Origin of the sequence: Sphingopyxis jiangsuensis (genome assembly GCF_016734905.1) — a bacterium.
GTDB classification, from domain to species: domain Bacteria; phylum Pseudomonadota; class Alphaproteobacteria; order Sphingomonadales; family Sphingomonadaceae; genus Sphingopyxis; species Sphingopyxis jiangsuensis.
In genome coordinates, this window is sequence record NZ_JAERPO010000001.1 from 716,193 (window position 1) to 742,794 (window position 26,602).

At 65.2% G+C, this 26,602-nt stretch carries 26 protein-coding genes and 1 other RNA gene; 12 read left to right on the top strand and 15 right to left on the bottom strand.

Features of this window, described 5'->3' with window-relative positions:
• Positions 1 to 7: 7 nt before the first annotated feature.
• Complete coding sequence (dapA, locus tag JI743_RS03590; protein WP_201926007.1) at positions 8 to 883, bottom strand: 4-hydroxy-tetrahydrodipicolinate synthase; 876 nt, start codon at positions 881 to 883, stop codon at positions 8 to 10.
• A 138-nt stretch (positions 884 to 1,021) separates the two neighbouring features.
• Here dapA and JI743_RS03595 point away from each other — a divergent pair, with 138 nt between their 5' ends.
• Together JI743_RS03595 and greB are read left to right on the top strand one after the other, a co-directional pair.
• A complete protein-coding gene (locus tag JI743_RS03595) occupies positions 1,022 to 3,019 on the top strand; it encodes a lytic transglycosylase domain-containing protein (RefSeq protein WP_236659674.1) in 1,998 nt (665 codons plus the stop codon).
• Positions 3,020 to 3,024: 5 nt separating this feature from the next.
• The gene (greB, locus tag JI743_RS03600; protein WP_201926011.1) at positions 3,025 to 3,507 is read left to right on the top strand and encodes a transcription elongation factor GreB; all 483 of its coding nucleotides are present in this window, start codon (positions 3,025 to 3,027) and stop codon (positions 3,505 to 3,507) included.
• Here the strand turns inward: greB and JI743_RS03605 are convergent, their stop codons facing one another.
• The 10 genes from JI743_RS03605 to JI743_RS03650 form a co-directional block, all read right to left on the bottom strand.
• Positions 3,508 to 5,208, bottom strand: coding sequence for a caspase family protein (locus JI743_RS03605; RefSeq protein WP_201926013.1), 1,701 nt, complete (start codon positions 5,206 to 5,208; stop codon positions 3,508 to 3,510).
• A 93-nt stretch (positions 5,209 to 5,301) separates the two neighbouring features.
• Positions 5,302 to 5,457: a hypothetical protein gene (locus tag JI743_RS03610; protein ID WP_201926015.1), complete on the bottom strand. Its 156-nt coding sequence runs from the start codon at positions 5,455 to 5,457 to the stop codon at positions 5,302 to 5,304.
• 76 nt (positions 5,458 to 5,533) lie between these two features.
• Positions 5,534 to 5,922, bottom strand: an RNA gene (rnpB, locus tag JI743_RS03615) — RNase P RNA component class A.
• A gap of 134 nt (positions 5,923 to 6,056) precedes the next feature.
• Positions 6,057 to 6,746, bottom strand: a complete 690-nt coding sequence (locus JI743_RS03620; protein WP_201926017.1) for an N-acetylmuramoyl-L-alanine amidase — start codon at positions 6,744 to 6,746, stop codon at positions 6,057 to 6,059.
• 75 nt (positions 6,747 to 6,821) lie between these two features.
• Positions 6,822 to 7,688, bottom strand: coding sequence for a CheR family methyltransferase (locus JI743_RS03625; protein WP_201926019.1), 867 nt, complete (start codon positions 7,686 to 7,688; stop codon positions 6,822 to 6,824).
• The gene (cheB, locus tag JI743_RS03630) at positions 7,685 to 8,797 is read right to left on the bottom strand and encodes a chemotaxis-specific protein-glutamate methyltransferase CheB (RefSeq protein ID WP_201926021.1); all 1,113 of its coding nucleotides are present in this window, start codon (positions 8,795 to 8,797) and stop codon (positions 7,685 to 7,687) included. Before cheB ends, JI743_RS03625 begins: the two co-directional genes overlap by 4 nt.
• 10 nt (positions 8,798 to 8,807) lie before the next feature.
• The gene (locus tag JI743_RS03635) at positions 8,808 to 9,182 is read right to left on the bottom strand and encodes a response regulator (RefSeq protein ID WP_201926023.1); all 375 of its coding nucleotides are present in this window, start codon (positions 9,180 to 9,182) and stop codon (positions 8,808 to 8,810) included.
• Positions 9,183 to 9,259: 77 nt separating this feature from the next.
• Entirely contained in the window at positions 9,260 to 9,694 is a 435-nt protein-coding gene (locus tag JI743_RS03640) for a chemotaxis protein CheW (RefSeq protein WP_201927269.1), read from the bottom strand.
• Entirely contained in the window at positions 9,694 to 12,114 is a 2,421-nt protein-coding gene (locus tag JI743_RS03645; RefSeq protein ID WP_201926025.1) for a chemotaxis protein CheA, read from the bottom strand. The genes JI743_RS03640 and JI743_RS03645 overlap by 1 nt, the downstream gene beginning before the upstream one ends.
• Positions 12,115 to 12,177: 63 nt before the next feature.
• A complete protein-coding gene (locus tag JI743_RS03650; protein ID WP_201926027.1) occupies positions 12,178 to 12,825 on the bottom strand; it encodes a histidine phosphotransferase family protein in 648 nt (215 codons plus the stop codon).
• Positions 12,826 to 12,951: 126 nt separating this feature from the next.
• Here JI743_RS03650 and JI743_RS03655 point away from each other — a divergent pair, with 126 nt between their 5' ends.
• From JI743_RS03655 to mtgA, 4 genes are all read left to right on the top strand, one after another.
• Positions 12,952 to 13,908: an RluA family pseudouridine synthase gene (locus JI743_RS03655; RefSeq protein WP_201926029.1), complete on the top strand. Its 957-nt coding sequence runs from the start codon at positions 12,952 to 12,954 to the stop codon at positions 13,906 to 13,908.
• Between the two features lie 79 nt (positions 13,909 to 13,987).
• On the top strand, positions 13,988 to 14,890 hold the full coding sequence (gene rpoH, locus JI743_RS03660; protein ID WP_201926031.1) for an RNA polymerase sigma factor RpoH: 903 nt from the start codon (positions 13,988 to 13,990) through the stop codon (positions 14,888 to 14,890).
• A gap of 84 nt (positions 14,891 to 14,974) precedes the next feature.
• The gene (locus tag JI743_RS03665) at positions 14,975 to 15,589 is read left to right on the top strand and encodes a hypothetical protein (protein WP_201926033.1); all 615 of its coding nucleotides are present in this window, start codon (positions 14,975 to 14,977) and stop codon (positions 15,587 to 15,589) included.
• Between the two features lie 58 nt (positions 15,590 to 15,647).
• Positions 15,648 to 16,358 carry a monofunctional biosynthetic peptidoglycan transglycosylase gene (mtgA, locus tag JI743_RS03670; protein WP_201926035.1) on the top strand — a complete coding sequence of 237 codons (711 nt, stop codon included), beginning with the start codon at positions 15,648 to 15,650 and terminating at the stop codon, positions 16,356 to 16,358.
• 63 nt (positions 16,359 to 16,421) lie between these two features.
• Here mtgA and JI743_RS03675 read toward each other — a convergent pair whose 3' ends face one another.
• The 4 genes from JI743_RS03675 to tpiA form a co-directional block, all read right to left on the bottom strand.
• Positions 16,422 to 17,105, bottom strand: coding sequence for a Crp/Fnr family transcriptional regulator (locus tag JI743_RS03675; RefSeq protein ID WP_201926037.1), 684 nt, complete (start codon positions 17,103 to 17,105; stop codon positions 16,422 to 16,424).
• Positions 17,106 to 17,128: 23 nt separating this feature from the next.
• Positions 17,129 to 18,760, bottom strand: a complete 1,632-nt coding sequence (gene pyrG / locus JI743_RS03680) for a CTP synthase (protein ID WP_201926039.1) — start codon at positions 18,758 to 18,760, stop codon at positions 17,129 to 17,131.
• Between the two features lie 110 nt (positions 18,761 to 18,870).
• The gene (gene secG, locus JI743_RS03685) at positions 18,871 to 19,305 is read right to left on the bottom strand and encodes a preprotein translocase subunit SecG (protein WP_201927271.1); all 435 of its coding nucleotides are present in this window, start codon (positions 19,303 to 19,305) and stop codon (positions 18,871 to 18,873) included.
• Between the two features lie 176 nt (positions 19,306 to 19,481).
• Positions 19,482 to 20,228: a triose-phosphate isomerase gene (gene tpiA / locus JI743_RS03690; RefSeq protein ID WP_201926041.1), complete on the bottom strand. Its 747-nt coding sequence runs from the start codon at positions 20,226 to 20,228 to the stop codon at positions 19,482 to 19,484.
• A gap of 193 nt (positions 20,229 to 20,421) precedes the next feature.
• Here tpiA and JI743_RS03695 point away from each other — a divergent pair, with 193 nt between their 5' ends.
• Genes JI743_RS03695 through trpC form a run of 6 tightly spaced genes read left to right on the top strand, consistent with a single transcriptional unit; the run spans position 20,422 to position 26,518 of the window.
• A complete protein-coding gene (locus JI743_RS03695) occupies positions 20,422 to 22,368 on the top strand; it encodes a peptidylprolyl isomerase (protein WP_201926043.1) in 1,947 nt (648 codons plus the stop codon).
• Positions 22,369 to 22,376: 8 nt separating this feature from the next.
• A complete protein-coding gene (gene trpE, locus JI743_RS03700; protein WP_201926045.1) occupies positions 22,377 to 23,894 on the top strand; it encodes an anthranilate synthase component I in 1,518 nt (505 codons plus the stop codon).
• Positions 23,891 to 24,154 carry a hypothetical protein gene (locus JI743_RS03705; RefSeq protein WP_201926047.1) on the top strand — a complete coding sequence of 88 codons (264 nt, stop codon included), beginning with the start codon at positions 23,891 to 23,893 and terminating at the stop codon, positions 24,152 to 24,154. The genes trpE and JI743_RS03705 overlap by 4 nt, the downstream gene beginning before the upstream one ends.
• The gene (locus JI743_RS03710) at positions 24,151 to 24,741 is read left to right on the top strand and encodes an anthranilate synthase component II (RefSeq protein WP_201926049.1); all 591 of its coding nucleotides are present in this window, start codon (positions 24,151 to 24,153) and stop codon (positions 24,739 to 24,741) included. The genes JI743_RS03705 and JI743_RS03710 overlap by 4 nt, the downstream gene beginning before the upstream one ends.
• Positions 24,738 to 25,736 (top strand): anthranilate phosphoribosyltransferase, encoded by a 999-nt coding sequence (trpD, locus tag JI743_RS03715; RefSeq protein WP_201926050.1) that lies wholly within the window; start codon positions 24,738 to 24,740, stop codon positions 25,734 to 25,736. Before JI743_RS03710 ends, trpD begins: the two co-directional genes overlap by 4 nt.
• The gene (gene trpC, locus JI743_RS03720) at positions 25,733 to 26,518 is read left to right on the top strand and encodes an indole-3-glycerol phosphate synthase TrpC (protein WP_201926052.1); all 786 of its coding nucleotides are present in this window, start codon (positions 25,733 to 25,735) and stop codon (positions 26,516 to 26,518) included. Before trpD ends, trpC begins: the two co-directional genes overlap by 4 nt.
• Positions 26,519 to 26,602 lie beyond the last annotated feature (84 nt).

The window sequence follows — 26,602 nt, forward strand, 5'->3', positions numbered from 1 at the left end:
GAAAAACCTAAATCACTCCGGCCGCGGACAAAGCGGCATCGACGGCGGCGCGCGACGCATCGCTCGCCGGGATAATAGGTAGGCGCGCTTCGGCAGAAAACCAGTCATGGACGCGCGACAGCGCATATTTAACCGGCGCCGGCGACGCGTCGGTGAACATCGCCTTGTGCAAGCCGAACAGCCGATCGTGCAGGACAAGCGCGCAGCTCCAGTCGCTCGCCGCGCAGGCGGCGGCAAAATCGGCGCACAGTCGCGGCGCGACATTGGCGGTGACCGAAATGCACCCCACCCCGCCCATCGCGGCGTGCGCGAGCCACAGGTCGTCGTTACCGCTCAGCTGGCAGAAATCCTTGCTCGCCCCGGCCCGATGCATCGTCACGCGGCACAGGTCGCCGCTCGCGTCCTTGATCGCGACGACGGAGGGAATCTCGGCAAGTCGGCACATCGTCTCGGCGCTGATGTCGGTCACGGTGCGGGCGGGCACATTATAGACGACGATCGGCAGGTCGCTCGCCGCAGCGAGCGCCTCGAAATGTGCGACGATCCCGTCCTGGCTCGGCCGGTTATAATAGGGTGCAACGATCAGCGCGGCGGCAGCGCCGGCCGCTTGCGCGTGGCGCATGTGGCGGATCGCGGTCGCAGTATCGTTCGATCCGCACCCCGCGATCACTGGAACGCGCCCGGCAGCCGCCTCGATGCAGCAATCCATCACGCGATAATGTTCGTCGAACCCGAGGGTTGCGCTTTCGCCCGTCGTTCCGCACGGAACGAGCGCGCTTGTTCCTTCGTCGATTTGCCAATTGACCAGCCGTGCGTAGGCGGACGCGTCGAACGCCCCGTCACGAAACGGCGTCACCAAGGCGGGAATCGATCCCGAAAACATGCTCGCGCTCCTTTACAAAAATCGCGCCGCGACCGATAAAATGGGCGGACGCGCCGCCTCATGGACGTCTATTCAGCGCCCCGCAAGGAGTTTGGCACTAACATGGCCGCTATGAACTCGCTGTCCAAAATATCGCGCATGGCGATGGCTGTCGCCTTGCTGATCCCTTCCGCCGCCTGGTCGAGCGAGCTTACCCCCGACCAGATGGCCTGGTATCGCGCCCAGCTCGGGCTTGCCTCGGTGTCGGTCCAGCCCTCGTCGACCAATTCGGTGGGCGATGCGGTACTCGAATGGCGCCGCCTGACGCAGAACAGCAATGCGTCGTTCGACCAGCTTTCGCGCTTTCTGATCGCGAACCCCGGCTGGCCCGACGCCGACAAGATGCGTGTGCGCGCCGAAAAGGCGATCGCGATCGACAGCTATGATCCCGCGCGCACGCTTGCCTATTTCACCAAATATCCGCCCCAGACCGCGAGCGGGCAGCTCCGCTATGCGCTCGCGCTCAACGCCACCGGTCGCCGCGACGAAGCCAACGCCGCCGTCCGCCGCGCCTGGACGAGCGGTTCGCTCGACGAGGCCGAGACGAGCCGCGTGCTCACGCTCTTCCCCGGCGCGTTCAGCCTCGCCGACCATGACGCGCGCATGGATCGGCTGCTCTGGTCCAACGCCACCGCCGCCGCGAGCCGCCAGCTAGCGCTTACCTCGCCCGCAAAACGCGCGATCTTTGCCGCGCGCCTCGCGATGCGGAGCGGCGCCGTCGATGCCGCAATGCAGGCGGCGGCGGTCGAAGCCGCCAATCCTTCGCTCGTCCGCACCGACCCCGGCTATATCACCGCCAAGGCTACCTGGCTGCGCCGCTCGGGTCGCGAGGGCGAAGCGCGCGCACTGCTTGCGGGGCCGCGCTCGCTTGCCAGCGCGCCGCTCGATGCCGAGGAGTGGCTCGAAACCCTGCTCACCAATGCGCGCCTCGCCGATTCGGCCGGCGACAAGCTGACGGCGTTCAACATCGCCCGCCAGATCGACGACGCGTTGCCCGCCGGGACCGTCGTGCGCGAAACGCCGCTTGGTGTACGCGACGATTATACCTCGCTCGCCTGGCTCGCCGGACAGCTTGCTCTCCATGATCTGCGCCGACCGGCAGAGGCGGTGAAGCTCTACCGCGCCTATGGCGACGCCGCCCGCTCGGCGCAGACGCGCACCAAGGGCTATTATTGGGCGGGACGCGCCGCACTCGCTGCCGGCGACCGCGCGACCGCGCAATCGCACTTCGAGGATGCCGCGCAGCATTACGATCAATTCTATGGCCAGCTCTCGCTCGAACGACTGAACCGTCCGCAGCCGAAACCTGCGCCGGTTCCGACGATTGCGGTCAGCCCCGACGAAAAGCGCGCCTTCGATGACGACCGTCTGGTCCGCGCGGCGCGCGTGCTGGGCGAAGTGGGCGCATGGCGCGAGCAATCGCTCTTCCTTCGCGCGCTCGCGCAAAAGGCGTCTAGTCCGGCCGACCATGTTCTTGCCGGTCAACTGGCGCAGGCGATCGGCCGCCCCGATCTTGGCGTGATGATCGGGCGCAGCGCGCAAGCCAACAGCCTCGACGCGGTCGAGGTTTCGGGCTTCCCCACGGTTCGGGTGCCCGCGGGGCATGAGAATAACTGGACCTTCATCCATGCCATCACGCGGCAGGAAAGCCAGTTCGACCGCGCCGCGATCAGCCATGCGGGGGCGCGTGGGATGATGCAGTTGATGCCCGGCACCGCGCGCGAGGTCGCGGGCAAGCTGGGGCTCGGCTATGACGCCGGGTCGCTGACCAGCGATACCAATTACAACATGACGCTCGGCTCGACCTATTTCCAGCAGATGCTGCGCTATTACGGCGGCAGCTATCCGCTCGCGGTCGCGGCCTATAACGCCGGTCCGGGCAATGTGAACAAGTGGCTCCGCGCCAATGGCGACCCGCGCACGGGCAGCATCGACATCCTGGAATGGATAGAGGCGATCCCGATTTTCGAGACGAAGAATTATGTGCAGCGCGTGCTCGAAAATGCGGTGGTGTACGACACCCTCCATCCGACCGAAAACCGCCCGCTCCCGAACGCTCCGCTCAGCTTCTATCTCGGTAAGCGCACGCCGGGATAAGGCCGGTGGCGTCGGACAAATCGAACATCATCAGCCCGGCGGGCTTCGCCACGCTGCGCGCCGAATATGACGCGCTGCTCGGCGACGAGCGTCCGAAACTGGTCGAAGTCATCAGCTGGGCCGCGGGCAATGGCGATCGCAGCGAAAATGGCGACTATATCTATGGTCGCAAACGACTGCGCGAGATCGACCGGCGTCTTGCCTTTCTTGCGCGGCGGATGAAGGCTGCGCGGGTCGTCGATCCCGCCGTCCAGCCCGACCGCAGCCGGATCTGGTTCGGCGCGACGGTCGAGCTTGCCGACGACGAGGACGCGCGGCGTACCGTCACGCTCGTCGGCGACGACGAAGCCGACGCAGGCGCCGGACGCATCGGATGGAACAGTCCGCTCGCCCGCGCCCTGCGCGGCGCGGCGGTCGGCGACCTCAGGACCGTGCAATTGCCCGCCGGCCCAAAGGAATGGGAAATCATCGCGATCGCCTATCCCTGACTATTCGATGCCGATCCCGGCGATCAGGTCGCGCTGGTCCTGACGCAATTCGGGCAAGGTACGCGCCAGCTTGGCCCAGTGCGTCGCTTCGCCGGGATCGGCTGCGACCCCCTTCCCCTCTGCTAAAGCATGGGCCAGAATCGCCCGCGACCCCGCAAAGCCGGCCCGCGCGGCAACCGCGCAATCCTCGATTGCGGCGCCCAGCGTTTCTGCCGCGAAACTCGCCTCACAAAGCCAATGATTGCCTTCGGCGTTGCCCGTTTCGGCAAGCGCGCGAAGCCGCGCCATATTCGCCGCACGGCTGTCGGGAAAGACGGTCAGCGCGAACATGGCGGCGGGATGGCCCGCCGCCGCTGCCTCGGAATAGAGCGCCTGCGACGCGGCGAAATCGGCCGCTCCGAATGTGCCCGCCGCCAGATGATAGGCTAGGTGGGTCTTCGCCTTCGAATAACCCGCCTGCGACGCGGCGCGGTAGAGGAACAGAGCGCGCGCCTTGTCGTGGCTGCTTGCCTCCGGCGAGGCCAGCAACAGATAGGCAAGCTCGGTCTGCCCCCCGGCAAATCCCTGCCCCGCCGATTGTTCGAGGTAGGACCGCGCGCGCGCGGCGTCTTTCCGCACCCCGACGCCAAGCGAGAACATATAGCCCGCCAGATGCTGCGCGAGCGCATCGCCGCCGTCGGCAAGCGCGATCACGTCGGCGGCGGAGCGCCGCGACAGGACATCGGCAACGAGCACCGGCTCATCCTCGATTGCCAGCCGATCGAGCGAAATTCCCGCGAGCGGCGCCACCGCCGACCGCGCGCCGCGCGCCGCGCTGTCAAGACTGTCTTGCGCGGCGGCCGATGCGGGTTGCGTCATCGAAGCGACCTCGACCGGTGCAACCAGATAGAAATCGTCGAACCAGCTGCCGTAATGAAACGGCTGCTGCGGCCCGCTCTCCATCCCGAAGGTGCGCTTGTAAACATCGCGCGCGACCACCTTGAAATAATCCGAAATTTCGAGGCCGGGTATCGCCATTTCCTTGACGACCGCCGCCGCGAACGGGCTCACCGGCGATCCCACCGGCGCATGGTCGAGCGCGGGCCGCCCCTTTGCGGTCGAGTAAAAGACCGCCCCCTGCCCGATATCGAGCAGCCCGAGCGGCGCCGACCCCGCCTCGCCACCCGCCACATCGACGTCAGCGATGCGCACGACGGGTTCGGTGGTCCGACAGGCATCGACGAACAGCAGGGTGAAGGCATCCGCCGGGACCACGCGCCGCACCAGCGCCTCCAGCGACAAATAGCGTTTCTCGACGTCGGAGCGCCGTGTTTGTGGCGGCGCGTCCATCGGCACCAGCCAGTTACGGCCGCCATATTCGAAACCATGCCCGGCGAAATAGATCAGCACCGACCGCGCGCCGCGCGCCTCGACCGCGAAACTATCAAGCGCGGCGTCGAGTTCGGTCTTGTCGGCATTGCGCACGATCCGCGGGGCAAAGCCCGCACGCGCGAATGCCGTACAGACATGATCGATATCGTTGACCGCATTCTTGAGCGACGGCCATTCCCAATCATTATAGGCACTGTTGCCGATCAATAGCGCGACGCGGTCGCTGTCGAGCGCCGCCGTGCCGCACTCTTGCGCAGATGCGCCCGTCGCGATGCACGAAGCAGCCCAAAAGGCTGCTCCGACAGCGCCGGCTTTCCACCATCGTGTCATGTCACCCCCGTTCCGGCGCACGCCGATTTCGCGCCGCGGCCCGGGGCAAGTCTGCGTAACTATGCGCGAAAAGGCAAATCCTGCCTCACGCCGCTATTGATTGAGAAGCGCCGGAAGTATCCACACCGCCGACAGGACGACAACCGCCAGCAAAAGCGAGATCGCGAGCACATAGCGTACACCATGCCCTTTCACGCCGCTGCTGGCTTCCTCATCGGTGACCTCGACATGTTCGTCGACGATTTTCATGCTGCGCCTCCCTTCATCTGGTTCCCCATCAACGCAAGCTTCGGCCGCGCGGTTCCCGCGCGGGCAGTCGGGAGAGAATGCCAGAGGGCCTGTAAGCCGGGTTCTGTCCACCTCCTTGCGGAGGATGGGCGATCATTCCTCTAGGCGTGCGGTTGCCCGAACGCTCAAGCAGTCAACCCGGACGGCGGGACCGGAACCAGTCCTGGGATTGCTCCCCTGCCGTCCCTATTCAACCTTGCTCCCGGTGGGGTTTGCCATGCCGCGTCCGTTACCGTCCGCGCGGTGCGCTCTTACCGCACCCTTTCACCTTTCGCCGGGCCGAGGCCTTGGGCGGTCTGCTCTCTGTGGCACTTTCCCTGACCCCCTTGCGAGGGCCGCCGGACGTTATCCGGCACCGTGGTTTCCGTGGAGCCCGGACTTTCCTCCCCCACGCTTGCGCGCGGCGGCGATCGCCCGGCCCTCTGGCAAATGGAGTATAAGCCCGAACGCGGCTTAACGCCAGCGATCCGTTCGTGTCGAGCAAAGTCGAGACACGGGAAAGCACTCACGCCCGATCCGCATCGCGACTTCGCTCGATGCGAACGGAAAGATAAGGCGAATCAATCCCCCTCGGGCTGCGGAAGGAGCAGCGCGAGCAGGATCGCGCGGCACTCGCCGCAGATCGTCCCGTCGATCAGCTCGGGACGAAAGCGCCGCTGAAACGCGACCGTCGCCGCAAAACCGTCGGTCACATCATAGCCGAAACGCTCGAGCGCGAGCAGGAAGCCTGCGTCGGTCCAGAGCGGGTCGGTCAGCTTCTTGGTAGGGCGCGGCAGCGCGAGGCGGCGGCGCGCCAGCTCGTCCCACGGGAAAAGCTCGCCGGGATCCTGCTTGCGCGTCGGCGCCACGTCCGAGTGGCCGACGACATTGCCGCGCGTGATCGCGTGCCGATCCTTGATGCCATGCACCAGCCGGACGACCGACGCCACCTGCGGGTCGGGAAAGGGAACATAGCCGAACTCGTGCCCCGGATTGACGATCTCGATCCCGACGCTCGCCGAATTGACGTCGCTGATGCCACGCCAATGCGCCTTGCCGGCGTGCCAGGCGCGCTTTTCTTCGGGAACCATGACGGTGATCTGGCCGTCTTCGCCGACGACATAATGCGCGGAAACTTTCGCCTCGGGGTCGGCCAGCCGGTCGAGCGCCTCGGCTCCGGTCTTCATGCCCGTATAATGCAGCACGATCATCGAAATGGGTAGCGCGCGTTCGTCGAAATTGGGGGACCAGCGTTCGATAAAATCGCTCATGCGGTTCGGCGCCCATAAAATCCGCCCCGGCGCGGGGTCCGACTCACCTGCGCCACCGCCCCGCAAATTGCAAGGTCAGGCGGCGGCAATCGCGGCGATGCGCGGTGTTGGCCGGTCAGCTGGCTCGTAAAGGCCGCGCAGGCGTCGACTGGCGACAAACTGGTCGGTCTGCCCCAAAACAGTCTCGCCTGCGCCGAGCACGAGAAAACTCTGCGGCGCCGCCACTGCGCGGAGTCGCGCAAATGCCTTCTCGCGCATCGGAGCCGAGAAATAGAGCAAGAGGTTGCGGCAAAAAATCAGGTCGGCCGGCGCCGCGAACGGCGGCTTGTCGGTCAGCATGTTCTGGACGGTGAAATCGACGCGGCGGCGCAGATCGGCCTTGGCGAGCCACCCCGCCTCGGTCTGGTCGAACCAGCGCACCATGCGCTGCACCGGCAGGCCGCGCTGAATCTCGAACTGGCTATAGAGGCCGACGCGCGCGCGACCAATCGCGTGATAGCTGACGTCGGTGCCGACGATATCGACCTTCCACCCTGCCCATTTCATGTCCTGCTCGGCGAACAGCATCGCCATCGAATAGGCTTCCTGCCCGGTCGAAACCCCGCAGTGCCATATCGTCAGCCTTCGCGTGCGCGCATTGACCTCGCGCAGATTTTCGAGCGCGTTGGCTGCGATGTCGTCGAACACGCTGTGTTCGCGATAGAAATAGGTTTCGTTGTTGAGCATCGCGTCGACCGTATCGTCGAGCAACTGGCGGCTGTTCGACGTCACCAGCGCCGCGACCAGCGCATCGAGATCGGCGAGGCCGTGGCGCTGCATCACGGGCTTCAATGACATCTCGATGCGCCAGATACGGTTGGGCGACAGCGTCTGCCCCGTCCGCGATTCAAGCACACCCATCAGCACGCGATAGGCAGACTCGCTCGCGGTGCCGCCAATCATGTTGCCGACCGCCCCGACAGAAAGCTGCCGAGCAAGAGCGCGATGGCATCGGGGTTGAGCAACGCAGCAGCGATCCCCGCCTTGGCGACCGCGCCCGGCATCCCCCAGATCACGCAACTTTCGGGCGCTTGCGCAAAAATCGTGCCGCCTGCCGACTTGAGCCGCGCGGCACCGGTCGCGCCGTCGCGCCCCATTCCGCTCAGGATCACGGCGACACCACCGGCACCATAGGCATCGGCGACCGACGCCAGCATCGGGTCGGCCGACGGGCAGCATCCATTGGCCGCAGGATGGCGGTCGAGCACGATCTCGCGCCGTGTGCCATTTGCGACGACCATCAGATGCGCGTCGCCAGGCGCGAGATAGATATTGTCCGGCTCGACACGCATTCCGGCCGCCGCGACGCGGACACGGCGGTGCGTCATCGTTGCAATCTGCTTGGCGTAAAATTCCATGAAGGCGTCGGGCAGATGCTGGGTTAGCAGGATCGGAGCGCGCACACGCGGATCGAGGTGGGCGAGAAAGTTCGTGAAAGCAGGAATTCCGCCAGTCGATGCCGCGACCGCGATACATTCCAGCGGGTGCCGCGCGTCGATGGCGATCACGGTGGGCGCGGGCGGGACACGCTTTGCTACCGGTGCGAGAACCGGGGCTGCTTGGCGCTGCCCCAGCGACAGGATGCGATCGGTCAGGATCTCGGCAAAATGTCCGGAAAAGCTGCCGCGACCCGGCTTCGCCAACGTGTCGCTCGCACCGAGCGAAAGCGCCTCGATCGCGGCCGGACCACCCTCGACGCAGTTCGACGACAGGATCAGCACGCGCGCATTGGCTGCGCGTTCGAGAATGAGGGGGAGCGCGTCGAATCCGCTCATTCCGGGCATTTCGATATCGAGCACGACGACATCGACGGGCTCGCGCGCCAGATAATCCAGAGCATCCGGCGCCGATGCGACCGACGCGCAGACCATCAATCCGGCGCGCTGGTCGACAATGCGTTCGAGAATACTGCGCACGACCAGGCTGTCGTCGACCAGCATCACGCGGACGGTGCGCCCGGCCGGAATCTCGTTTTGCTCGGATCTAGTGTCGAGAGAGAGCGGTTGCGTCATCGTTCAGGCTTCAGGCGACGCCGACGAGTTGCAATTTCCCTTCGAGAGTTTCGCGGTCAAAAGGCTTCATCACATATTCGTCGGCGCCCGCCTCGATGGCGGCGCGAATATGGTCGATACTGTTCTCGGTCGTGCAGAAAACGACGCGCGGCCGCTCGTCCAGACCATAATCCAAATCATTGAAAGCGCCTAGAAATTCCATCCCGCTCATCACCGGCATGTTCCAGTCGAGCAGGATCACGTCGGGGCGATTGGCCCGGCAATAGGTCAGTGCCTCTTGGCCATCCGCCGCCTCTTCGACGTCAAACGACATGCTTTCAAGGATATGGCGCGCGACCTTGCGAATGACTTTGCTGTCATCGACGACCAGACAGGATTTCGACATATTCTTACTCCGACCCCCCGGGGAACTGGGCCATGTTACGGCGAAGGGGTATTCAGCCCGTTAACGAACGACAAAAGTCACGCTGCATTTACAACCGGAATTGTGACAAAATGCGCGGGGTCGACGACGAGCAGCGACGCCCCCTGATGCTCGATCATCGCATCGGCAACGCGCGCCCAACCGGGCATCAGTTTTCCCGCGATCCGCGTCTCGGCCGCTTCGATGAAGCAGACATCCTCGATCTCGTCGGCAAGCAGCGCATAGCCATGTTCCGCCACATCGACGACGATCACGCGCTGCCCCGCGGCGACGGGAACCGGCGGCAGCCCGACCACGACGTGCGGGTCGATCAGCGTGAACACGCGGCTGCGCAAGGCAAACAGCCCGACGACGTGCGGCGGAGCGCCCGGAACCTCGACCGGCGTCGCCACCGTGACGACCGAATTGATTGCACGCGACCGCAACGCGACGCGCGTGTCGGCGATCCGCGCGACTAGATAGAGATTGTCCATCACGCGCGGCCTCCCCCGACACGCCGACTCAGCGCTTCGAGCAGCGCATGACGGTCATAGCGATAGACGGTTTCGTCGTCGGGGCCGGCGGAGGCGGCGGTTGCGCGCAGCCGGATGACCGGGACCGCGTCGGTGCCATGGTCGCACGCCGATTCGTCGCCCGACAGGCAGAGCAGCACATCGGGCGCTTCGTCGTCGTCCGCTCCCGCAGCGATGCGATAGCCCGCGCTGCGCAGGATCGGCGCGAGGAAATTCGCGCCCCATCCGTCATGGTCGTCGGTGAGCCGACACAGCGGCGCGCGCGGCGCGGCGTGGATGGGTCCGCGCGCATGCTGCTCCATCAGCCAATAGGGATCGATGATTTCGACCGGGTCTCCGCCGATAAGCACGACACCCGCTATCAGGCCTTCGGTCGCCGACGGTTCGACCACATCGGGCAATCGAACGATGTCGATGACCGCTTCGATCGGATAGCAAAGCACCGACTGACCGTCGTGAAGGCGGAGCAATTTGACGGTCCCATGCCCTTCGGGAAGGCGCGCCGCGTGGACCGCGAACATATCGTCGCCGATCTGCGCCCGGATCGCGCCCGCACTTTCGAACAGCGCCAGTGCGGGCACCTCTTCGACGCGCTCGATGACCGAAAGACGCACCCCACGCGTCCGCCCGCCGATGTCGCGGAAAAGCAGAAGCTGCGTTGCGTCGCGCGTCGCCGCGAGCGCGGCGTCGGCTTCCTCCGCCTGCTGGTGGGCGCGACCCGCTTCCGAGGCGTCGATGGCGGAAACCGCCAAAATACCCTGCACATCGAGCAACAGGACCGGACGCCCATTGTCGGGCAAGGTCGTCCCCGCATAGAGGCCGGTCGCCATGATCATCGGCGCCGCAGGTTTGATGACCAGTTCTTCATGATCATGGATCGCCGCAACGCTCAACGCATAGCTCTGGTCCTGCCCCGGCCGGATCAGCACGAGCGCGCGATCATCGGCATCGTCACCGTCGTCGCGATGGCGGCCGAGCACGTCCTCGAGCCGGAGCAGCGGGAATTGCTCGCCGCGCACCGAAACGATTTCGCCGCCGCCCAGTTTCTCGATCCTCACGCTGTCGCTCGTTTCGAGCAGGATTTCGCGGACGGCGCCGCGCGGGATCGCGAAATATTGCCCCGCGGCGCGCACCATCAGGCCGGAAATGATCGTCAGCGTCATCGGAACGCGCAGCACGACGGTCAAACCGCGACCTTCTTCGTTGCGAAGTTCGACCACACCGCCGATTTTTTCCAGGTTCGCGCGAACGATATCCATGCCGACGCCGCGCCCAGAGATAGAGGTGACCTGCGATGCTGTCGAAAAGCCCGGACGAAAGATCAGCTCAAGCTTTTCCTTCGGCGACAGCGCTCGCGCCTCTGCCGCACTCAGGACGCGCGCTCCAATGGCCTTGGCGACGAGAGCGTCGGGCGACAGGCCGCGGCCGTCGTCGGCGATCATGATCTCGATCTGATTGCCCGACTGGCGTGCCGTCACCGAAATCGTCGCGGTTACATCCTTGCCTGCGGCGACCCGGTCGTCGAGCGTTTCGATGCCGTGGTCGATCGCGTTGCGCACCATGTGGATCAACGGATCGCGGATATTCTCCATCATTTCGCGGTCGAGTTCGACTTCGCCCCCGCTGGTGACGAATTTGACCTTCTTGCCGAGGTCTTGTGCAAGATCGCGAACGATGCGCGGCAACGGCGCGAAAAGCTTGTCGATGCGCTGCATACGCATCTGGCTGACCGACTGGCGCATCGTCGCAATCGAATCGGACAGTCGGTCGAACGATCCGATAACCGCCGGGTCCGCGCCGGATTCGCGCAGCATCCGGGCAAATTCGTTGCGCGCGAGCACGATGTCGGTGACGCCGGTCATCACGCTGTCGAGCAGCGGCAGCGGCACGCGGATCGAACGCCAACCCTGCATGTCGGTCTGCAGATCATCGTCGCGCCGTGTCCGGATTTCGCGGTTTTCGGCTTCGGGCTCAGGTTCGGGTTCGGGTTCGGCCACGGCGTCGGCTTCCGTTTCGACCTGCGCCAGCGCATCGATCACGTCGCCGTCGTCTCCGGCAGGTTCGTTCGCATCCTTGCCCAGCGCGTCGCAGACGAACGACAAGCGGTCGAGGATGGAAAGCACCGCGGTGACGAGCGCGCTATCGGCAGTCCGCTTGCCGCGCCGCACGTCGTCGAGCGCTTCCTCGGCGGCGTGCGACAGCGCGGTAACGCGCGGCAGCGCCAGAAACCCCGAACTGCCCTTGATCGTATGAACGAGCCGGAAAATTGCGTCGAGCCGCTCGCGATCGGTCGGGTCGGCCTCCCACGCCACGATGGTTGCTCCGGCCTCGGCCAGCAATTCCGCCGTTTCGGCAAGAAAATCGTTCAGCAGGTCGTCCATTGCGGTCCCGGTGCACCCAAAAACTTCAAGCGCTTCCATGCCCGACAATGGTTAACGGAGGCTTTAGTCGCGCCCTTTGAATACCGCTCCGACCAGCAACGATGTCGGCGTTTCGCGCGCGAGCATCACCGTGCCGTCATTCTGGCGTGCAACCGCCTGCACCAGCACGGCGGGCGCGGTACGCGAGGTCATCGCCGCGACCGCTTCGCCTTCGGCCAGGATGCGCTCGACGTCGGCATCGACCAGGATGCGCTCGGCCTCGGCGTGCAGCGCAATTTCGATCGATCCGTCGGCGCGCCTTTCGCACCCGACATCCAGTCGGCCGCCGCGTACCAGCGCATCGACGAGAATCAGCGCAAGATTGAGGATGATCTTGACCGCCGGTTTCGGCAACGCCTCGTCGGTTAGCATCCAGTTGAGCGTGATCGGGCGTTCGGCCATGATCCCCTCGATCGCCGCTTTGGCCTCGTCCGGCGGAACCGCCTCGCCGAACCCGCCCGCCGAACCGAAGGCAAGACGAAAGAATTTCAGTTTCGCGGCCGAGGTCCGCGCGCTCTGTTCGAGCAGTTCGAAACAGCGCGCGCGCATTTCGGGGTCTTTTTCATCGGCGAGCAGTTCGAGGCCGTTGGCAAAGGCCCCCACCGGGCTGAGCAAATCGTGACACAGGCGCGATGCCAGCATCGAGGCGAAATCGACACGGTCGTCGGTCATGGATGAATGGGCTCCCCAGCGCAGTAACCAAATATTTTCGGCTCTTTTCGCTCCTAGGGCAGCGCCCCCCTCTTGGGCAAGGGCGAACCCCTTGAATTTCCGTGCCACCCGCCCACATCGCTCTCAATGCAGGGGGACGACGACATTCTGACCGTGACGCTGGGCGAAGGTGCGGCCGGGCTGCGGCTCGACCGGGCGCTCGCCGAGGCGCTCCCCGACCTGTCGCGCGAACGCGTCAAGACGCTCATAAAGGGCGGGCGCGTCGCCGACGCAAGCGGCGCAATCCTGTGGGACCCGTCGGCCAAGGCCGCCGCGCCCGCAACGCTCGCATTGCGGCTTCCGGTGCCGGCGCCGGCACACAATGCCGCGCAGGACCTCAATCTCGTCATCGCCTATGAGGACGAGCATCTGATCGTCGTCGACAAGCCCGCGGGGATGGTCGTCCATCCAGCCGCGGGCAATCTCGACGGCACAATGGTCAACGCCCTTCTCCACCATTGCGCGGGGCAATTGTCGGGCGTCGGTGGCGTCGCGCGTCCCGGCATCGTCCACCGCATCGACAAGGATACCAGCGGGCTGATCGTTGCCGCCAAGCATGACAAGGCGCACGAAGGCCTCGCCAAGCAATTCGCCGCGCACAGCATCGACCGCCGCTATATCGCGATCGCGACCGGACGCCCGATACCCGCGAACGGTACGGTCGACGCCGCGCTCGGCCGCTCGGCAACCAATCGCAAGAAAATGGCGGTGGTCGCAGCAGGACGCGGCAAGCGCGCGGTGACGCATTATCGCACGCTCGAACCACTGGCGGGCGCCACCCTTGTCGAATGCCGCCTCGAAACCGGGCGGACGCATCAGGTGCGCGTCCACATGGCGCATATCGGGCACCCCCTCGTCGGCGACCCCGTCTATGGCCGCGCGCGCAAGCCGCTTTCGGACGTGCTGAAAGCGCGGGGATTTGCGCGGCAGGCATTGCACGCGGCCCATTTGGGCTTTATTCATCCGGTGAACGGTAACAGGATCGCGCTCGACAGCGAAATCCCTGCGGATATGCGGGAACTGATCGATGAACTGCGCGTTTAAGTTTCGATTGAAAATCTATTTTGACGCGCGGGTTCAACCGCGGCATTTTGAGCACAGGATTTAGGGAAGACACTCTCCTATGGCTAACAAAAGCAATGTTCCGGCCGTGGTGCCAGCGCTGGGCGGCGAAGCCAGCCTGAATCGCTATCTGGCCGAGATCCGCAAATTTCCCCTGCTCACGCCCGAGCAGGAATATATGCTCGCCAAGCGTTTTCAGGAACATGGCGATAACGAGGCGGCGGCGCAGCTCGTGACGTCGCACCTCCGTCTCGTCGCAAAGATCGCAATGGGCTATCGCGGCTATGGCCTGCCGGTCAGCGAGCTGATTTCCGAAGGCAATATCGGCCTGATGCAGGGCGTGAAGAAATTCGACCCCGAACGCGGCTTCCGCCTCGCCACCTATGCGATGTGGTGGATCCGCGCGTCGATCCAGGAGTTCATCCTGCGCTCGTGGAGCCTCGTAAAGATGGGCACCACCGCCGCGCAGAAGAAGCTCTTCTTCAACCTCCGCCGCATGAAGAACAACCTCGAAGCGTTCGAGGATGGCGACCTAAGCCCCGAGAACGTAGCCAAAATCGCCAAGGACCTTGGTGTCACAGAAGACGAGGTCGTCAGCATGAACCGCCGCATGGCGATGGGCGGCGACACGTCGCTCAACGTCCCGATGGGCGAGGATGGCGACAGCCAGTGGCAGGATCTGCTCGGCGACGAAGGTCCGCTGCAGGACGAGCGCGTGGCCGAAGCGCAGGAACGCGATGTGCGCCACGAACTGCTCACCGAAGCGCTCGAAACGCTCAATGAGCGCGAGCGCCACATCCTGACCGAGCGCCGCCTGACCGACGACCCCAAGACGCTCGAGGATTTGAGCCAGGTCTATGAAGTCAGCCGCGAACGCGTGCGCCAGATCGAGGTGCGAGCCTTTGAAAAGCTGCAAAAGGCGATGCTCAAGCTCGCCGGCGACCGTCGCCTGATCGCAACCTGATCCGCGCGCGCGGCAACGCGTGAATTGACACCCCGTACGGTTAGGCTAGCCTCCCCCCTTCGGTTCGACCGGAGGGGGCACATTATGTGGAAATGGATACGGATTCCCAAGGGACTGGCGTTGGTGGCATTTCTGCTGCCGTGGATGACCGTCAGCTGTTCCAACCAGAAAATTGCCGAAGCGAGCGGCTTCGGCCTCGCCTTTGGCCGCATCACCGCGATGGGACAGGCCTCGTCGGCGGCTGACGGCGCGGCGGTCAACCTTTGGCTGATCCTCGCAATTCTGGCGATCGCCGGCGGCTTGTTCCTGCTCTTCAAGCGCGGCCGCGAGTCGGCGAAGCTGGTTCTCGGCACATCGGTTGCCGCGCTGGTGCTGATTTTCGTCGGCACCTGGCGTTACAGCAAGGAGGCGATCCTTGCAGAAGCCGGTAAAAGCGGCGGCAATGGCGACATGGACCGCGCCGCACTCGCGATGATCCAGATCAACTGGGAAATCGGATATTGGATCGCGCTCTTGTCATTGGTTGCCGCCGCCGTGATGGCGTGGCTGGTGATGAGCGGCAAGGAAGAGGAGGCCGAAGCCAAGGTCCGCGCCCTCGCCGCCGATGCGACCGAAAAGGCGAAACAGGCCGCCGCCAAGGCGGGCGATGCGATCGACGGCGCCACGCAGAAAAAGGACGACGAGCCGCCCAAGGCTTGAGTGTCACCACACCCAACGCGCCGCTTGCCGCCGACCGGCAAGCGGCTAAATGGATGATATGGCCCGCACCGCTCGATCATCCAAACGCCGCAAACTCCCCTGGTATCTAAGGCCGCTGAAATGGCTGCTTTGGTTCGTGGTCGTCACGGTTCTGTGGGTGCTGATCTATCGCATTGTTCCGCCGCCGGTGACCTTCACCATGCTGGCCGACAGCAATGGTATCACCAAGGACTGGACGAGCCTGTCGAACATCGACCGCAATATGGTGCGCGCCGCCATCGCTGCCGAGGACGGGAAGTTCTGCAGCCATAACGGCTTCGACGCCGACGCGATCGAGCAGGCGATTGAGCGCAATGCAAAAGGCAAGCGAATGCGCGGCGGTTCGACGATCAGCCAACAGACTGCAAAAAATGTCTTTCTGTGGCAGGGCAGCGGCTGGACGCGCTACCTCCGCAAGGTGCCGGAGGTCTATTTCACCTTCCTGATCGAGCATTTGTGGGGCAAGCGCCGGATCATGGAGGTCTATCTGAACGTCGCCGAAACCGGCATCGGCACCTATGGTGTCGAGGCGGGGGCGCAGCGCTATTTCAAACATGGCGCAGCGACGCTCAACCCCGACGAAGCGGCGCGCATCGCCGCCATCCTACCGCTTCCCAAAAAGCGCGCCGCCATCAGTCCATCGGGCTTCACGCGCCGGTACGGCAACACCATCCGCGCCCGTATCGGCCAGGTCCGCCGCGACGGCCTGGACGGATGCGTTTACGATTGATGGGTCGCGCTCACGCGCAAGGCACCGAAAGATAAGAAACGCAATAGGCGCAGTGGTCGGCGCCTAGCCTTCGCTCTCGCTGATATCGTCGAGCACATCGGGGTCGAGCACCCGTACGCGCCCCTGCTCCAGCGCGATGATTCCCGATTCTTCCCAACTGCGAAGCTGGCGGTTGATATGTTCGCGGCTCATACCGGCAAAATTGCCGAGTTCGGTCTGGCTCAGCTCGACGCGGTGCGACGATTCGACATCGCGGCGGATCAGCCGTTTCAGATAGCGCGCGAGCCGCGGTCCCGACGCATAAGCGCGGTCGCTTTCGATCGTCTGGTCGGCCAACCGTAGCCGCCGCGCGAGCTGCTGCATCAGCGACCAGGAAAACTCGGGGTGGGTGGTCACGAAATCGCGCATCGCATTGCGCCCGAGCTGAAGCGCGCTACCCGCACTCGTGGCGATCACCGACGCCGTGCGCTCGCCACCGTCGAGCAGCGCGATCTCGCCCAGCACCGCGCCCGGTTCGGCATAGGCGAGCACGATTTCCCGCCCCCCTGCCGTGAGCAACGATACGCGCGCGCTGCCCTCGGTCAGGATGAGCAGGCTGTCACCCGCGTCGCCCTGCGAGAGCAACTCCTTGCCCTTGGTGAAATTGACCGGCACCGCGCGCTTGGCGATGTCGGCCCAATCCTGCGGCGACAGGCCGGAAAAAATACTGTCGGGGCCTTGTAGCTCTGCGAGTTTCGCGTGATCCATGGCCCTTTTCCCCGTTGCCTGCGTCAGACCAGCCGACTTTGCCGCACCGCCGCCTCGATAAAGCCCTTGAACAGCGGATGCGGATCAAAGGGTTTCGACTTGAGTTCGGGATGGAACTGCACCCCGATGAACCACGGATGGTCCGGCCGCTCGACGATTTCGGGCAACATGCCATCGGGCGACAGTCCTGAAAAGACCAGCCCGCCCTTTTCCAGGGCGTCGCGATAAGCGCCGTTGACCTCGTAACGGTGACGGTGGCGCTCGCTGATGGCGTGCGCGCCGTAAACGGCGGCGACATGGCTGTTCGGCGACAGCTTGGCATCATAGGCACCGAGCCGCATCGTACCACCCAGGTCGGTGTCGGCCCCGCGCTTTTGCAGGCCTTCGGCGCTCATCCATTCGGTGATCAGGCCGACAACGGGCTCGTCGGTCGGGCCGAATTCGCTGCTCGACGCGCCCGCGATCCCGCTCGTATTCCGCGCCGCCTCGATACACGCCATCTGCATGCCGAGGCAGATGCCGAAAAAGGGCACGCCGCGCTCGCGCGCGAACCGCACGCTCGCAATCTTGCCCTCCGACCCGCGCTCGCCGAAGCCGCCGGGGACGAGAATGCCGTGCATCGGTTCGAGGTTCGCAGCAAGCTCCTCGTCGTGCTCGAACATTTCGGCATCGAGCCAACGGATATTGACCTTCACCCGATTCGCGAGTCCGCCGTGAACCAACGCCTCGTTGAGCGATTTATAGGCGTCGGGCAGCGAGACATATTTGCCGACCACGCCGATCGTCACCTCGCCCTCGGGGTGCCGCTTGCGGTCCATGATGTCGTACCAGCGCGTCAGATCGGGTTCGGGTGCGTCGGAAATGCCGAAGGCGCGCAGCACTTCGCTGTCGAGTCCTTCGCCATGATATTGGACCGGCACCGAATAGATGCTGTCGGCGTCGAGCGCGGGAATCACCGCTTCCTTGCGGACGTTGCAGAATTGCGCGATTTTCGCGCGCTCGCCCTCGGGCAACGGCTTTTCGCAACGGCACAGCAATATGTCGGGCTGGACGCCGAGCGACGCGAGTTCACGCACGCTGTGTTGCGTCGGCTTCGTCTTCAGCTCGCCCGCAGCGGCGATATAGGGCACCAGCGTGACATGGACCGACAGCGTCCGGTCGCGCCCCTCTTCGTTGCGAAGCTGGCGGATCGCCTCGATAAAGGGCAACGATTCGATGTCACCGACCGTGCCGCCGATCTCGCACAGCACGAAATCGAGGTCGTCGATGTCGGCGCGGGCAAATTCCTTGATGGCGTCGGTGACGTGCGGGATCACCTGCACCGTCGCGCCCAGATAGTCGCCGCGGCGCTCCTTGGTGATGATCTGCTGATAAATTCGGCCCGAGGTGACATTGTCGCTCTGCCGCGCCGCAACACCGGTAAACCGCTCGTAATGGCCGAGGTCGAGGTCGGTTTCGGCCCCGTCGTCGGTCACATAGACCTCGCCATGCTGATAGGGCGACATCGTGCCCGGATCGACGTTCAGATAGGGGTCGAACTTCCGGATGCGCACGCGGTATCCGCGCGCCTGCAACAATGCCGCAAGGCTAGCCGCCATCAAACCTTTGCCAAGGGAGGAGACCACGCCGCCGGTGATAAAAATGAACCGCGCCATGGGAGGAAAGACTTACTCAACAGGAGGGTGACGGCGCAAGCCGTCGAATCGCTTGCGGCGGAAAAAAATTCCGCCGCCCGCGGACTATGGTGCGAGGCCGAAGCCGCCGCTTATTTCTTTGCTGGCGCCTCTGCAGGGGCGTCCTGCGCGGTGGCCGCTGCCGCCGCTGCCGCAAGTGGATCGTCGGTCGCCGGAGCGGGCGCTGCCGTCGATGTGGCATCGGGGGCCGGCTGCGCAGGTCCGGTCAGGGACGAAGGCGTTGCGCCGCTCGACTGCGTCTGAGCGCTCTTCGACAGCGAGGTATCGATTGTCGAACCGCCGCGGCCCACCGACGCCATTGCGGCGAGCAGGATCGACAGACCTACGAACATGCACGCGAGAACCGTCGTCGCGCGCGTCATGAAATCGGCCGCGCCGCGTGCCGAAAGCAGGCCCGCCGGGCTACCGCCGACGCCCAGACCGCCACCTTCCGACTTTTGCATCAGGATGACCGCAATCATCGCGGCGGCAATCAGCGCCTGGACGACGAGCAGAAAGGTGAACAGGTTCGACATCGAATTTTCCCGAAAACGCGCGCGGCCCCACGCGGACCGCATCTGCGGCGCACATAGAGAGGAAGCGCCGCAGCTTCAACCCATACGTCGCCCCCGCGAAGCCGGGAGCCGCTGAATTGTCGGCGCTACATCGATGGCGCCACCCCGCATTCGCGGGGCGACGATTTTCAAAGCGCCGCGGCTGCCTCGATGATCGGCACGAATTTCGCCGCAGTCAGGCTCGCTCCGCCGACAAGCGCCCCGTCGACATCACCCGCCGACAACAGCTCCGCCGCATTCTCGCCCGTCACCGAACCGCCATAAAGGATGCGCAGCTGCCCGGCGCCCGCGCCGATCCGTTCGGCCAGGGCGCCTCGGATCGCGCCGTGCATTTCGGCGACGTCGGCCACCGTCGGCACCAAACCCGTGCCGATCGCCCAGATCGGCTCATAAGCGATTGCGAGGCGCGCGGGATCGAAATCGTCCGGCAGCGACCCTGCAACCTGCGCCAGCACATGCGCCACCGCGCCGCCCGATTCGCGCACGTCGCGCGGCTCGCCCACACAAAGGATGACGCCAAGCCCTGCGCCCAGCGCCGCCCCGGCCTTCGCCTTGACGTCACTATCGGCCTCGCCAAAGGCCTCGCGCCGTTCGCTATGTCCGACGATGGTAACCGCCGCGCCGGCATCGGAAAGCATGGCGGCAGAAACGGACCCGGTGAATGCGCCGGATGCGGCAGCGTGGCAGTCCTGAGCGCCAACGACCGCGTCGGAGATTTCCGCGACCATCGGCCCGATCAGCGTGAATGGCGGGCAAAGCGCCACGTCGACACCCTGCCTGTTTGACGCGGCTTCGAAAATCGCGCGCGCTTCGCCAAGGGCGTCCTTTGTGCCGTTCATTTTCCAGTTGCCGACGATATATTTGCGCCGCGCCATATCCTGATCCTCCCGCCTTGTCCGATGTCGCCCGCCCCTAGCGGCCCGCGCGCCGTAAAGGCAAGCGCCTCTGAACCCGCCTGCACGCCGATGGCGCAAATCGCGCTTTCCCGCCTTGATGCAGCACCGCCGCGCGCCTAAAGCAGCCCGCATCCGTGCGCTTCACGCGCTTCGCCGAAAGACCTGACGCTTCATGATCACCGCCATCCGCAATCTCTTCTCCTCCGCGATCGGCAAATTTATCGCGCTGGCCTTTGTCGTGCTCGTCGGTGTTGCCTTCGCGCTCAGCGATGTCACGGGCAGTTCAAGCTTCGGGGGAGTCGGCGGCGCCAACGTGGCGCGCGTCGGCGATACCGATATCGGCGTCGGCGAACTGCGCGATCGCGTCCGCCTTGCCTATAACGATGCGCGCCAGCAGCAACCCGGACTGACGATGACAGCCTTCATCGAATCGGGCGGGCTTGACCAGACGCTGAATCAGCTGATCGAGGGTGCGGCCTTCGAACAATTCGCCAAAGAACTCGGCTTCGGCGTCAGCAAGCGGCTCGTCGACGGCCGCATCGCCGACCTGCCGGCGTTTGCGGGGGTCTCTGGAAGTTTCGACCAGACGCGTTTCGAAACATTCCTTCAACAGAACGGAATCAGCGAAGCGCAGCTGCGCCGCGACATTCGCCAGCAACTTCTGGCCGAACAGCTTGCCTCGCCGGTTGGCACGCTTCCGCGCATCGCGACATCGCTCGCTCAGCCCTATGCAGCGCTGCTCCTCGAAGAGCGCCGGGGCCAGGCGACCTTCATCCCCGCGAGCCCCTTCGCCCCCTCGACCGACCCCGGCGACGCGGCGCTCCAGACCTATCTGACTCAGAATCGCGCGCGCTACACAATTCCCGAGCGGCGCGTGCTGCAATATGCGGTGTTCGACAAGAGCGCGGCCCCCGCCGCCGCCGTCACCGACGCCGAAGTCGCCGAGGTCTATAAGGCCAACGCCGCCCAATATGCCGCGCGCGAAACGCGCCGCTTTTCGCAGGTGATCGCGCCCGACAAGGCGACCGCCGATGCCATCGCCGCACGCGTCCGCGGCGGCACCGCGTTACTTCCCGCCGCCCAGACATCGGGTCTGACCGCGACGACGACGGGCGACCTCACCCGTTCGGCCTATGCCGCAACCAATGGCGAAGCCGCCGCAAAGGCCGCATATGCGGCAAGTCGCGGCGACCTTGTCGGTCCGCTGCAGACGAGTCTTGGCTGGGCGGTGGCGCGCGTCGAGGATGTTACCGCGCTCCCCGCTCGCTCACTCGCCGACGCCACCCCCGAAATCCGCGCCGAACTCGCAAAGAACAAGGCGAACGAGGCGATCGTCGATTTCTATAACGGCATCCAGGACGCTGTGAATGGCGGCGCGTCGATCGAGGAAGTCGCCGCCGACCGCGGGCTGAAAGTCACCGAAACCCCTGCCCTGCTGCCCAGTGGCCGCGTCGTCGGCGACGGCAGCTATACCCTGCCCGCCGAACTCGCACCGATGCTCCAGCAGGCGTTCCAGACGGCGGTCGAAGGCGAGGGTTCGATCGCAACGCTTGTCGAGAATGAAAAATTTGCGGTCTATGCCGTGAAGTCGATCGTCCAGGCCGCGCCGCCGCCGCTCGCGCGTATTCGCGGCGAACTCCTCGCCGACTGGCGCCTTTCCGAAGGGCAGAAGATCGCTCGCGACAAGGCGCGCGCGATCGTCAAGGCGGTCGAGGGCGGGCAGGCGTTCGCCGCCGCCGTCGCTGCCGCCGGTCCCAACATCGGCAGCGTCCAGACCATCGGCGGCCGCCGCGGCGAACTCGGCCAGAACGGTCAGCCGGTCCCGCCCGAACTCGCCCTCCTCTTCTCGATGGCAAAGAACAGCGTCAAAACGCTTGAAGTGCCCGGCAATCGGGGCTGGATGGTGCTCTCGCTCGGCGAGGTCGAGCGCCCCGATCCAAAGGGCATCGAGCCGCAGCGCGTTGCCGCGATCGCCCAGCCGCTCGCCCCCGCCATCGGCAATGAGTTCGTCCAACAGCTCGCCGCCGAGGCAAAGCGCCGCGCTGGGGTCGAAATCAACAAGGAGCTGCTCGAACAGCTGCGCCAGGAACTCACCGGCACCGCGCCGGTGACCGAATAGCGCGTTCGATGAGCCTCGAAGGACGCGCCGCCGCGCTCGAAGCGCTGGCGCAGGGCAAGGGCGCGGTCGTTTGGCAGCGCCTGATCGCCGACGTCGAAACGCCTGTCTCGGCGGCACTCAAGCTGATCGAGGCGGGTCGCGGCGACTGGGTGCTCGAATCGGTCGAAAGCGGCGAGACGCGCGGGCGCTATAGCCTGATCGGACTCGACCCCGACCTTTTGTTCGAGGTGCGCGGCGATACCGCGCGCATCAACCGCAATTGGCCTAGCGACCGCGACGCCTTCATGCCCGTTCATGGACCGGCGCTCGACGCGCTGCGCGCGCTCGTCGCCGAATGCCGCTTCGACGTGCCCGAAGGATTACCCAAGGCGCTCGCGACGCTCGTCGGCTTTTTCGCCTATGAAACCATCGGCCTTGTCGAACGCATTCCGCGCGCGGACGGCGACGGGCTCGGTCTGCCCGACATGGTGTTCGTGCGCCCGACGACGATCCTTGTCTTCGACCGGCTTGCCGACGAGCTGTTCCTGATTGCGCCGATCTGGCCCGATGCCGATGCCGCGATCGACCGGATGATCGACGACACCGCCGACCGGCTCGACAGCATCGCCGCACGCCTGGCGAGCGCGAGCGCGCATGGCGAGCGTGCCCAAACCGCACTTGTCCCTGACGCCATCGACGCCGCGCCAGCGACGCCGCGCGACCGCTTTGCAGAAATGGTCGCGACGGCGAAGGACTATATCGCCGCGGGCGACATTTTTCAGGTCGTGCTCTCGCAGCGCTTTTCGACCCCGTTCGACCTGCCGCCCTTCGATCTCTACCGCGCGCTGCGCCGCGTGAATCCCTCGCCCTTCCTCTACTTCCTCGACCTCCCCGGCTTCGCGCTCATCGGTTCGTCGCCCGAAATCCTCGTTCGGGTGAGGGATGGCGAGGTGACGATCCGCCCGATCGCCGGCACGCGCCCGCGCGGCCGCACGAGCGCGGAAGATGTCGAGAATCGCGAAAGCCTGCTCGCGGATCCAAAGGAGCGCGCCGAGCATTTGATGCTGCTCGACCTCGGTCGAAACGACGTCGGCCGCGCGTCGGTCGGCGGCAGCGTGACCGTCACCGACAGCTATACGGTCGAATTTTACAGCCATGTCATGCACATCGTGTCGAACGTCATCGGCCGCCTCGCGCCCGACAAGGACGCGATCGACGCACTGTTCGCGGGCTTTCCCGCCGGCACCGTCAGCGGCGCGCCAAAGGTGCGCGCGTGCCAGATCATCGCCGAACTCGAAGCCGACGCGCGCGGGCCTTACGCGGGCGGAGTCGGCTATTTCGCCCCCGACGGCAATATGGACAGCTGCATCGTCCTGCGCACCGCGATCGTCCAGGATGGTGTCATGCATGTCCAGGCGGGCGCAGGCATCGTCGCCGACAGCGACCCCGCCTATGAACAGCGCGAATGCGAGGCCAAGGCCGGCGCACTTTTCGCCGCAGCGCGCGAAGCGGTGCGACTTGCGGGTACGCCGGGATATGGGCAATGAGTCAGCTCGCCGCTTTCACGTCCGACGACATCCGCCGCGTCACCTTTTTCAAGCGCGACGAGCTGACGTCCGACCTGATCTGCTGTGAGATATCTTGCGAAGAGCGCTATTGGATTTTCCACGAAGAAATGGACAAATGGCACCCGCTGCTCGCCCTGCTCGGGTCCCTCCCCAATTTCGCGGCGAATTGGTATGAGAGGGTAAGCCAACCGCCCTTCGCCCGTTCCCGATTCATTGCCTTCGACAGGCCCACCCCATGATCCTCGTCATCGATAACTACGACAGCTTCACCTTCAACCTCGTCCATTATCTGATCGAGCTGGGCGCAGAGGTCAGCGTCGTGCGCAACGACGCGCTCACCGCCGCCGATGCGATGGCGAGCAACGCCGCGGGTTTCCTCATCTCGCCCGGCCCCTGCACGCCGAACGAGGCGGGTATCAGCCTTGATCTTGTCGCCGCCTGTGCCGAGGCGCGGCGGCCGCTGCTCGGCGTGTGTCTCGGGCATCAGGCGATCGGCCAGCATTTCGGCGGCACGGTGCAGCGCGGGCATCTGATGCACGGCAAGACCTCGCCCGTCTGCCATGACGCCAGCGGCCTGTTCGAGGGACTGCCCTCGCCGCTCACCGCGACGCGCTACCACAGCCTCGAGGTCGTCGATATTCCGGACGACCTCGTCATCAACGCGACCAGCGACGATGGCGCCGTGATGGGCTTTCGCCACGCGGAGCTGCCGCTCCACGGCGTGCAATTCCACCCCGAAAGCATCGCGACCGAGCATGGCCATGCGATGCTCGCCAATTATCTGCGGATCGCGGGGCTGCCCGTCGCCGACCTGCAGCGCGCATGAGCCGCTTCGGTCCCTTTCCCGACCCCGCCGCCTTTCTGGGCGCGGACGAGGCGGCGTTCGCCTTTGCGACGATGCTCGACGGCGGCGGCAGCGACGACGAGGTTGCGGCCTTCCTCGCGGCACTGTCGGATCGCGGCGAGACGGCGACCGAAATCGCCGCCGCGGCGCAGGCGATGCGCGACCGGCTGATCCCGATTGCGGCGCCCGCGGGCGCAATCGACGTGTGCGGCACCGGCGGCGATGGCCACCACACGCTCAACGTCTCGACCGCCGTCGCGATCGTTGTGGCCGCGTGCGAAGTTCCGGTTGCAAAGCACGGAAATCGCGCGGCATCGTCGAAAGCAGGCGCCGCCGACACGCTTGAGGCGCTGGGCCTCGACATGGACCGCGCCGCCGCCAATGCGGAGGCGCAGCTCGCCGACCTTGGCATCTGCTTCCTTTTCGCCGCGCATCATCATCCGGCGATGAAGCGCATCATGCCGATCCGCAAGGCGCTCGGCCGCCGCACCATCTTCAACCTCATGGGCCCGCTCGCCAACCCCGCGCGCGTCACCCGCCAGCTCGTCGGCATCGCGCGGCCCGCCTATGTCCCCGTCTATGCCGAGGCGCTATACCGGCTCGGCACCGAACATTCGCGCGTCGTTTCGGGCGACGAGGGGCTCGACGAACTCTCGCTCGCGGGCGGCAACGAGGTGGCGGTCGTCACCCCCGACGGCGTGCGAATGCAGCGCAGCCATGCCGCTGACGCGGGCCTCCCGTCGCACCCCGTCGAAGCGCTCCGCGGCGGCGATGCTACGCATAATGCCAATGCGCTCCGCGCGCTGTTCCAGGGCGAAACCGGCGCCTATCGCAACGCAGTGCTCTATAACGCCGCCGAGGCGCTGGTGGTCGCGGGCGCGGTCGACACGCTGGTCGACGGGGTCGAGGAAGCCGCCGAAGCCATCGACAAGGGGCTCGCCAACGCGCTGCTCAACTGCTGGATCGCCTATAAATGAACAAGCTCACGCAGATTCTTGAAACCAAGGCGGGCGAGGTCGCCGAACGCCGCAAGATGCGCAGCGTCGCCGATCTCGACGCGGTGGCGGCGTCGCCGGTGCGCGGCTTCCACGCGGCGCTTCAGGCCAAAATCGACGCGGGCGGCTTCGCCCTCATCGCCGAAATCAAAAAAGCTTCGCCTTCCAAAGGTTTGATACGAGCCGATTTCAATCCAGTCGACCACGCTCGCGCCTATGCCGCCGGCGGCGCGGCGTGCCTGTCGGTGCTTACCGACGCGCCTTATTTTCAGGGGCATGAGGATTATCTGGTAGCCGCGCGCGCCGCCTGCGCCCTCCCCGTCCTCCGCAAGGATTTCATGATCGACCCGTGGCAGGTCGCCGAAGCGCGCGCAATCGGCGCCGACGCGATCCTGATCATCGTCGCCGCGCTCGACGACGGCGCGATGCGCGAGATCGAGGCCGCGGCGATCGAACGCCAAATGGACGTGCTCGTCGAGGTTCACGATGAGGCCGAACTCGACCGCGCGCTGGGAACACTCCGGTCGCGCCTGATCGGCGTCAACAACCGCGACCTCCGCACCTTCGAAACCGACCTGGGCGTCACCGAACGGCTGGCAAGGCTCGTTCCGCCCGAGACCCTGCTCGTCGGCGAAAGCGGAATCGCAACGCACGCCGACTGCCAGCGCCTCGCCCAAAGCGGCGTCAGGACCTTTCTTGTCGGCGAAAGCCTGATGCGTCAGGTTGACGTCGTGGCGGCGACCAGCGCGTTACTCCAGGGCTGATGCGGAAGATCGATCGACGCGGAGGATGTGATCTCGCAATGGCGTAACGCGGGAAATATCGGGACCGCTCTTGCCTTGAAAACC